Below are 6,510 nucleotides of genomic sequence, written 5' to 3' on the forward strand. Positions count from 1 at the left end.
GCAGCGTGACGCCCTCCAGGTCCCGCAACCCCTCCACGAGCGCGCGCGCGACGGGCGCCTCCGTCGCCTCGATCCGCGCGTACGCGGCCTCCAGCGCCGCCCGGGAGAAGGACGCGCCGCCGAGCTCCGCGAGGTAGTCGAGCGTGCCGAGCCAGCCCGCGAGGAGCTCGTGCTGCGCGGTGCCCGCCTCGAACTTCGTGACGTCCGCGTCCGCCACGAAGCTCAGCTTCTCGGCGGGCAGGCCCGCGACCAGCTCCCGGCGCGCGAACAGCAGCCCGAGGTGCGGCCCGAACACCTTGTACGGGCTCATCACGGCGAAGTCCACGCCCCAGGCCCGCACGTCCGGCAGGTGGTGGGGCGCGCTGTGCACGGCGTCCACGAGGGTCCACGCGCCCACCTCGCGCGCCGCCCGCGCCGTCTCCGCGACGGGCGTGAGCGTCCCGGTGGAGTTCGCCGCGACGCACAGCGCCACGAACCTCGTCCTCTCCGAGAGCAGCCCGCGCAGGTCCTCCACGTGCAGGGTTCCCTCGGGCCAGCGGGCCCGCCAGACGCGCACCCGCACGCCCTGCCGTTCGAGCGAGCGCCACGGCGAGTGGTTCGCCTCGTGCTCCAGTTCGGAGACGATCACCTCGTCGCCGTCGCCCCACAGGCGCGCGAAGGCCCGCGAGAGCTGCCACTTCAGCGCCGTGGCGCTCGGCCCCATCGCGACCTCGTCGGGCCGGGCGTTCAGGTAGGTCGCGCTGCGCGCCCGCGCGCGGTCCTTCAGGGCGGTGACGTCCACGCTCTGGCGGAAGGACTGCTTCACGTTCGCGCCCCCGTACGTGGTGAGGAAACGCGTGATCGCGTCGACGGCGTGGCGGGGCAGCATCGCTCCGGCGGCGTTGTCGAGGTAGGCGACGTCCCCGCTCAGGGCGGGGAAGAGGTGACGGACGTCCATGACGCGCAGGATACCCCGCCTCAGCGTGGCGGCGTGCCGGCGAGCGTACGCAGGAACAGGATCTGCCCGGCGTGCTGCGCCTCGTGCAGCGCGAGGTGCGCCAGCACCCACTCGGGCGTCACCCGGTACTGCGGCAGCTCACGCGGTCGGCGGAAGTCCTCGTCGGTCATGGTGGCGAAGGTGTCCTCCAGCAGGCCGCGCACCCAGCGCAGGCGGTCCAGGGCGTGATCCACCGTCTCGCCCGTGACGGGCGTGAGGCGCCCACCCTCCTCGCGCACGTCGTGCGGGAACCAGCGCGTGGCCTCCTCGGGGAAGTCCTCGCCTCGCACCTCGGAGTACAGCCAGTCGAGTTCGATGGCGGCGACGTGATAGAGCAGGGTCCCGGCGGAATTCGCGGCCTCCGGGGGACGCCAGTCGGGGTCGAAGCCGCCCGAGACGGCACGCAGCGTGCGCCGCCGGGCCTCCCGCAGCACCCACAGGGCGCGCGCGACGTCGGGGCTGTGTGGGTGGTCGGTCGTGACGGTCAGGTTCTGCACGCCCCAGCGTGACACGCGCCCCGCGGCCGCGCATCGGCACGACGGCTCAGGACGGGAAAACGGCGCCCCGGGGTGGGGCGCCGTTCGTGGCCAGCGTCACGAGGATGGCTGCCTCCCGGGGGGAGGTCCTTTCTGGGGGATGCCGATCCTCCGTGTTCCCGGCGCGTCCTCGCGGACGGGGAGAGCATGGACGATTCGGGGCGTCTCCATGCGGGGGTTGTCCGGACAGGTCCCGTGCAACGCGAAGGAGGCGCCCGCGTGGGCGCCTCCCGTTCTCTTCCCGCGGCCTCAGACCGCGAGGCCGCCCGCGTGCGCGGACACGTCCTGCACGAACTGCCCCGGCGGCAGCTCGATGGCGGTGCGGTTCGCCTCGAACTCGTCGTGCCAGCCGATCTCGTCGAGCGCCTTCTTCCACGACGCGACGCTCTCGTTGCGGTACAGGCCGTACGCGGCCATCCCGACCTCCGCGCCGCCACGCGCGACGACGCTCTCCACCCACGCCCACTTCGCGCTGACGTTGCGCAGCTCCGCCGTGGTGCGCAGCTCCTTCTGGATGCGCTTGAGGCGTCCCTCGATGGTCTTGACGCCCGCGAAGGGATCCGCGAAGTGCGGCGTGTGCCGCTTCGGCACGAACGGGCTGATGCCGAGCGCCACGCGGTTGATCTTCGCGAGCTCCCTCGTGAACTCGATCAGCTCGGTGATGTCGTCGTCCGTCTCCGGCCCGAGGCCGATCATCATGTACACCTTGATGCCGCTGAAGCCGAGCGAGCGGCTGATGTGCGCCGTCTTGAGCAGGTCCTCGGTGGTGATGCCCTTCTTCAGCCAGCGGCGCAGCCGCTCGCTCGGAGCGTCCGACGCGACCGTGAAGGTCCGCAGGCCGCCCGCCTTGAGGATCGCGGCGAGCTCCTCGTCGACGGTGTCCGCGCGGATGCTGCTCACGCCGAGCTTCACGCCGCGCTCCGTGAGCTTGCGGCCCACGTACTTCGTGTGCGGGAAGTCCGACAGGGCCGCGCCCACGAGGCCCACCTTCGTCGCCCAGTCCGGGATGCGCTCCAGCAGCTCGTCGCCCCCGTTGTTGCGGTTCGGGCCGTACATCGTGCGCGCCAGGCAGAAGGTGCAGGGGCGCGGGCAGCCGCGCTGCGCCTCCACGAGGAACATGTTCGACAGCTCCGAGTGTGGCGTCACGATCTGGCTGTACGCGGGCAGCAGCTCCTTCGGCGCGGTCGCCCACTTCGGCTCGTGCACGTGACGGTGCGGCAGGAAGATGCCGGGCACGCCGTCGATGAGGTCGTAGAACTCCTCCCGGCTGCCCGCCTCGCGCAGCGCCTCGCTGATGACGGGCACCAGCTGCTCCCCGTCCCCGATGGCGATGATGTCGGCGAAGGGCGTCAGCGGGTAGGGGTTGCTGGACGTGAACGGCCCGCCGATCATCACGATCGCGTCGGACTCGCCCCGCTCCTCGCGCAGGGGGTGCAGGCCCGCCACGTCCAGCAGGCGGATGATGTTCGTCAGGTCCAGCTCGAACGAGACCGAGATCGCGAGGAGCTCGCAGTCCCCGGCGTCACGGCCCGTCTCCACGGTGGGCAGGGCGCCGCGAAAGTTCTCCACGTCGTCGGGCAGGAAGGCCCGCTCGCAGGACACGCCCTCCTCCTGATTGAACATGCGGTAGATGACCTGGTAGCCGAGGCTCGCCATCCCCACCGAGTAGCGGTTGGGGAAGGCCAGCGTCACACGGATCGGCGCGTGCTTGAAGATCGTGCCGGTCTCGTCGTCGAGGAGGGGTTTGAGCGTGCTGCGCCAGTAGTTCAAGGGATCTCCGTGGGTTGGGGCGGGCGCGGCGAACCGCGCGCCGTGAGGCGTCGTGACTTGGACGGCACCGACGTGGCCCGCCGGGTCCCGGTCGGCGGCCTCACTGCGGGGCCGGGCCGGAACACGAAGAAAAGCGGCGAGCCACCGCTTTGACGGAGTATACCCGAGCGCGCCGCTCCATATTGGTGTCCGGAACAATCTCCGGCACGGGACTCAGCGTCCGAGCAGCGCGTCCACGGCGCGCGGGTCGAAGGGTCGCGCGTCCGCCGAGAACAGCCTCGCCCACGTCGCGCGGTCCACCGTGCCCGTCACCTTCAGGCCGTTCGCCGCCTGGAAGGCCCGCACGGTCGCGCTCGTCACCGGGCCGAACCAGCCGTCCCCGCCGCCGCCGCGCGGAAGCCGCGCCACGTCCATCAGGCGGTTCTGCACGCGCCGCACGTCCTCGCCGTTCATGCGCGGCTCGCGCAGCGCGAGCACGCGTGTGAACGCGGGCGTGTCCGGTGAGACCGTGGCGGTCGCGGCGGGAGCCGCAATGGACGGCTTCGCGGACGCGCTGGGCGGAGTTTCCGTCCGGGCCGACGTTCCCGCGCGCGGCGCGGTGGGCGCGCTCGCGCGGGGCTGCGGCACGAGCCGTACGCCGCCCTCGTCACGGCGCGTGTCCGCCCGGTCCGGGACGGAGTCCAGCACCAGCAGGGTCGAGTCCCCCTCGCGCGTCGCCGGGCCCGCCACGACGCCCACGAGGGACGAGGCCGTGCGGACGTAGTTGTACGAGAAGACGGGGTTGGTCTGGGCGCGCCAGGCGGTCACGAGCGTCTCGCCGAGCGCGCGGTTGAGCCGGGCCTTCACCTTCTCCGGCGTCTCGGGCGCGCGGACGCAGCGGCGGCTCTCGGTGAAGTTGCGCCACGTTTCCGGGCAGGGCACGATCGTGCCGTCCACCGCGCGCGCGGCCCGCACCGCCGCCGCGTCCACCTCCTCGGGGGAGGCCGCCGCGAGCACCGCACTCCACGCGAGTGAGCCGAGCAGGAAAAGAGAAGAACTCCACAGGGCGCGCATCGCCCCAGGATCGCGCGATTCGCCTGACCGGAGATGACGCGCGCGTGAACGTCCGGTGACGGCCCGGCAGCCTGAACTTCAGGCGCCGGGGCGGCGGTACACGCTCGCGAGGAAGTACGCGAGGCCGCCGAGCAGCACGGCCAGCACGAGGAACCACAGCAGACCCGCCAGCACGCCCGCGAGGCCCGCGAGGAAGACGCCGAGGAACTGCAGCAGCTGCCCCAGCAGCCAGATCGCCGCGAGCGCGACGAGTGCGGCGGTGACGACCGCGAGCAGACCGGCGAGGAGACGACCCATGCGGAGAAGAGCATAGCACCCACCCACACCCACAGAGACACGTCACCGCCCCAGGCAAGAGGACCGGGCCGCCCCGGTCCGTACGCAGCCCGACCTGGACGGCCACTCCCACACTCACGGAGACGCGTCACCGCCCCAGGCAGAAGAGAGGGGCGGCCCGGCATCGCTGCCCGGGCCGCCCCTCGTCGGCTTCGCGCCTGGAGCGTCGACGCGTCCCTCCACTCGGTTACATGTTCGCGATGATGCGGTCGGCGAACTCGCTGGTCTTGACCTGCGTGGCGCCTTCCATGTCACGGGCGAAGTCGTACGTGACGGTCCTGTTGCGGATGGTCGTGTCGATGGCCTTGAGGATGAGGTCGGCCGCCTCGGTCCAGCCCATGTAGCGCAGCATCATCTCGCCGGAGAGGATGACGGAGCTGGGGTTGATGACGTCCTTGCCGGCGTACTTGGGCGCGGTGCCGTGGGTGGCCTCGAAGACGCTGTGGCCGGTGACGTAGTTGATGTTGGCGCCGGGCGCGATGCCGATGCCGCCGACCTGCGCGGCGAGCGCGTCGCTGAAGTAGTCGCCGTTGAGATTGAGCGTCGCGACGACGTCGTAGTCCTTGGGGCGCAGCAGGATCTGCTGGAGGAAGTTGTCGGCGATGACGTCCTTGATGACGATGCCGTTCGGGAGGACGCACCAGGGGCCGCCGTCGAGTTCGGTCGCGCCGAATTCACGCTTGGCGAGCTCGTAGCCCCAGTCGCGGAAGGCGCCTTCCGTGAACTTCATGATGTTGCCCTTGTGGACGAGGGTGACGCTCTTGCGGCCGTTGTCGAGGGCGTACTGGATGGCGGCGCGGATGAGGCGCTCGCTGCCTTCCTTCGAGACGGGCTTGATGCCGAAGCTGCTCGACTCGGGGAAGCGGATCTTGTTCACCTTCATGGTGCCCTGGAGGAAGTCGAGGACCTGCTTCGCCTCGGGCGTGCCGGCCTTGTACTCGATGCCGGCGTAGATGTCCTCGGTGTTCTCGCGGAAGATCACCATGTCGATGTCCTGGGGGCGCTTCACGGGGCTGGGGACACCGTCGAAGTACACGACGGGACGCACGCAGGCGTACAGGTCGAGTTCCTGACGCAGGGCCACGTTGATGGAGCGGATGCCGCCGCCGACGGGCGTGGTGAGGGGGCCCTTGATGCCGACGAGGTACTCGCGGAACGCCTCGACGGTGGCCTGCGGCAGCCAGACCTGCTCGCCGTAGACCTCGTTGGCCTTCTCGCCCGCGTAGACCTCCATCCAGGCGATCTTGCGCTCGCCGCCGTAGGCCTTCTCGACGGCGGCGTCGAGGACGCGGACGCTGGCGCGCCAGATGTCCGGGCCGGTGCCGTCACCCTCGACGAAGGGAATGATGGGGTTGCTGGGGACGTTGAGCTTGCCCTCCGAAAGGGTGACCTTCTGGCCCTGCTCGGGAATCCTGATGTGCTGGTCCATATCGGGTCCCACTGTAACGCAGCACGCGCTGGCGGGGGCGTCTCCGTGAGGGTCAGATTGTCACCGGGTGAGTGACACCCGGTCCGCCCGCCCCGCGCCGGTGATGAAGGTTCGGTGTGACCCGCTACGGTTCCATCCATCGAACAGTTTCAAGATCGCAAGTATGACGAACGTTGAGCTCCCCGAGCTCAGGGACCGGGTCCAGCGGCGACTGCAGGGCGTCCAGCGCTCCGTCTCCGCGCACCTCGTGCGGGAGATGTCCAGCGTCTCCGCCGACCTCGACCTGTCCTTCAGCTCGCTCGGGGCGCTCCTGCACCTCCGGCACGAGCCGGGCCTCGCCGTCACGGACCTCGCCCGCCGCCTCAGCCTCTCCCTGCCCGCCACGAGCCACCTCGTGGAGCGCGCCGTCC

Annotated in this window: 6 protein-coding genes and 1 pseudogene; 1 reads left to right on the plus strand and 6 read right to left on the minus strand. The window is 70.9% G+C overall.

Annotation, left to right across the window (positions count from 1 at the left end; genetic code table 11):
• The 6 genes from DEIPI_RS31100 to icd form a co-directional block, all read right to left on the minus strand.
• The coding region (locus DEIPI_RS31100; protein ID WP_052351733.1) for an aminotransferase class V-fold PLP-dependent enzyme at window positions 1-937 on the minus strand (937 nt) is incomplete at its 3' end.
• Between the two features lie 20 nt (window positions 938-957).
• Window positions 958-1,473 carry a DinB family protein gene (locus DEIPI_RS0113705; protein ID WP_045234331.1) on the minus strand — a complete coding sequence of 172 codons (516 nt, stop codon included), beginning with the start codon at window positions 1,471-1,473 and terminating at the stop codon, window positions 958-960.
• 288 nt (window positions 1,474-1,761) lie between these two features.
• The gene (locus DEIPI_RS0113710) at window positions 1,762-3,282 is read right to left on the minus strand and encodes a B12-binding domain-containing radical SAM protein (protein WP_027482136.1); all 1,521 of its coding nucleotides are present in this window, start codon (window positions 3,280-3,282) and stop codon (window positions 1,762-1,764) included.
• Window positions 3,283-3,495: 213 nt separating this feature from the next.
• Window positions 3,496-4,335: a peptidoglycan-binding domain-containing protein gene (locus DEIPI_RS0113715; RefSeq protein ID WP_045234322.1), complete on the minus strand. Its 840-nt coding sequence runs from the start codon at window positions 4,333-4,335 to the stop codon at window positions 3,496-3,498.
• Between the two features lie 78 nt (window positions 4,336-4,413).
• Entirely contained in the window at window positions 4,414-4,632 is a 219-nt protein-coding gene (locus tag DEIPI_RS0113720; protein ID WP_027482138.1) for a hypothetical protein, read from the minus strand.
• 226 nt (window positions 4,633-4,858) lie between these two features.
• On the minus strand, window positions 4,859-6,100 hold the full coding sequence (gene icd / locus DEIPI_RS0113725; protein ID WP_027482139.1) for an NADP-dependent isocitrate dehydrogenase: 1,242 nt from the start codon (window positions 6,098-6,100) through the stop codon (window positions 4,859-4,861).
• 163 nt (window positions 6,101-6,263) lie between these two features.
• On the opposite strand from icd, the pseudogene DEIPI_RS31105 reads away from it, so the two are divergent.
• Window positions 6,264-6,510 (plus strand): annotated as a pseudogene (locus DEIPI_RS31105) (MarR family winged helix-turn-helix transcriptional regulator); the annotation flags it as partial.

This window comes from Deinococcus pimensis DSM 21231 (genome assembly GCF_000519345.1).
Taxonomy (GTDB): domain Bacteria; phylum Deinococcota; class Deinococci; order Deinococcales; family Deinococcaceae; genus Deinococcus_A; species Deinococcus_A pimensis.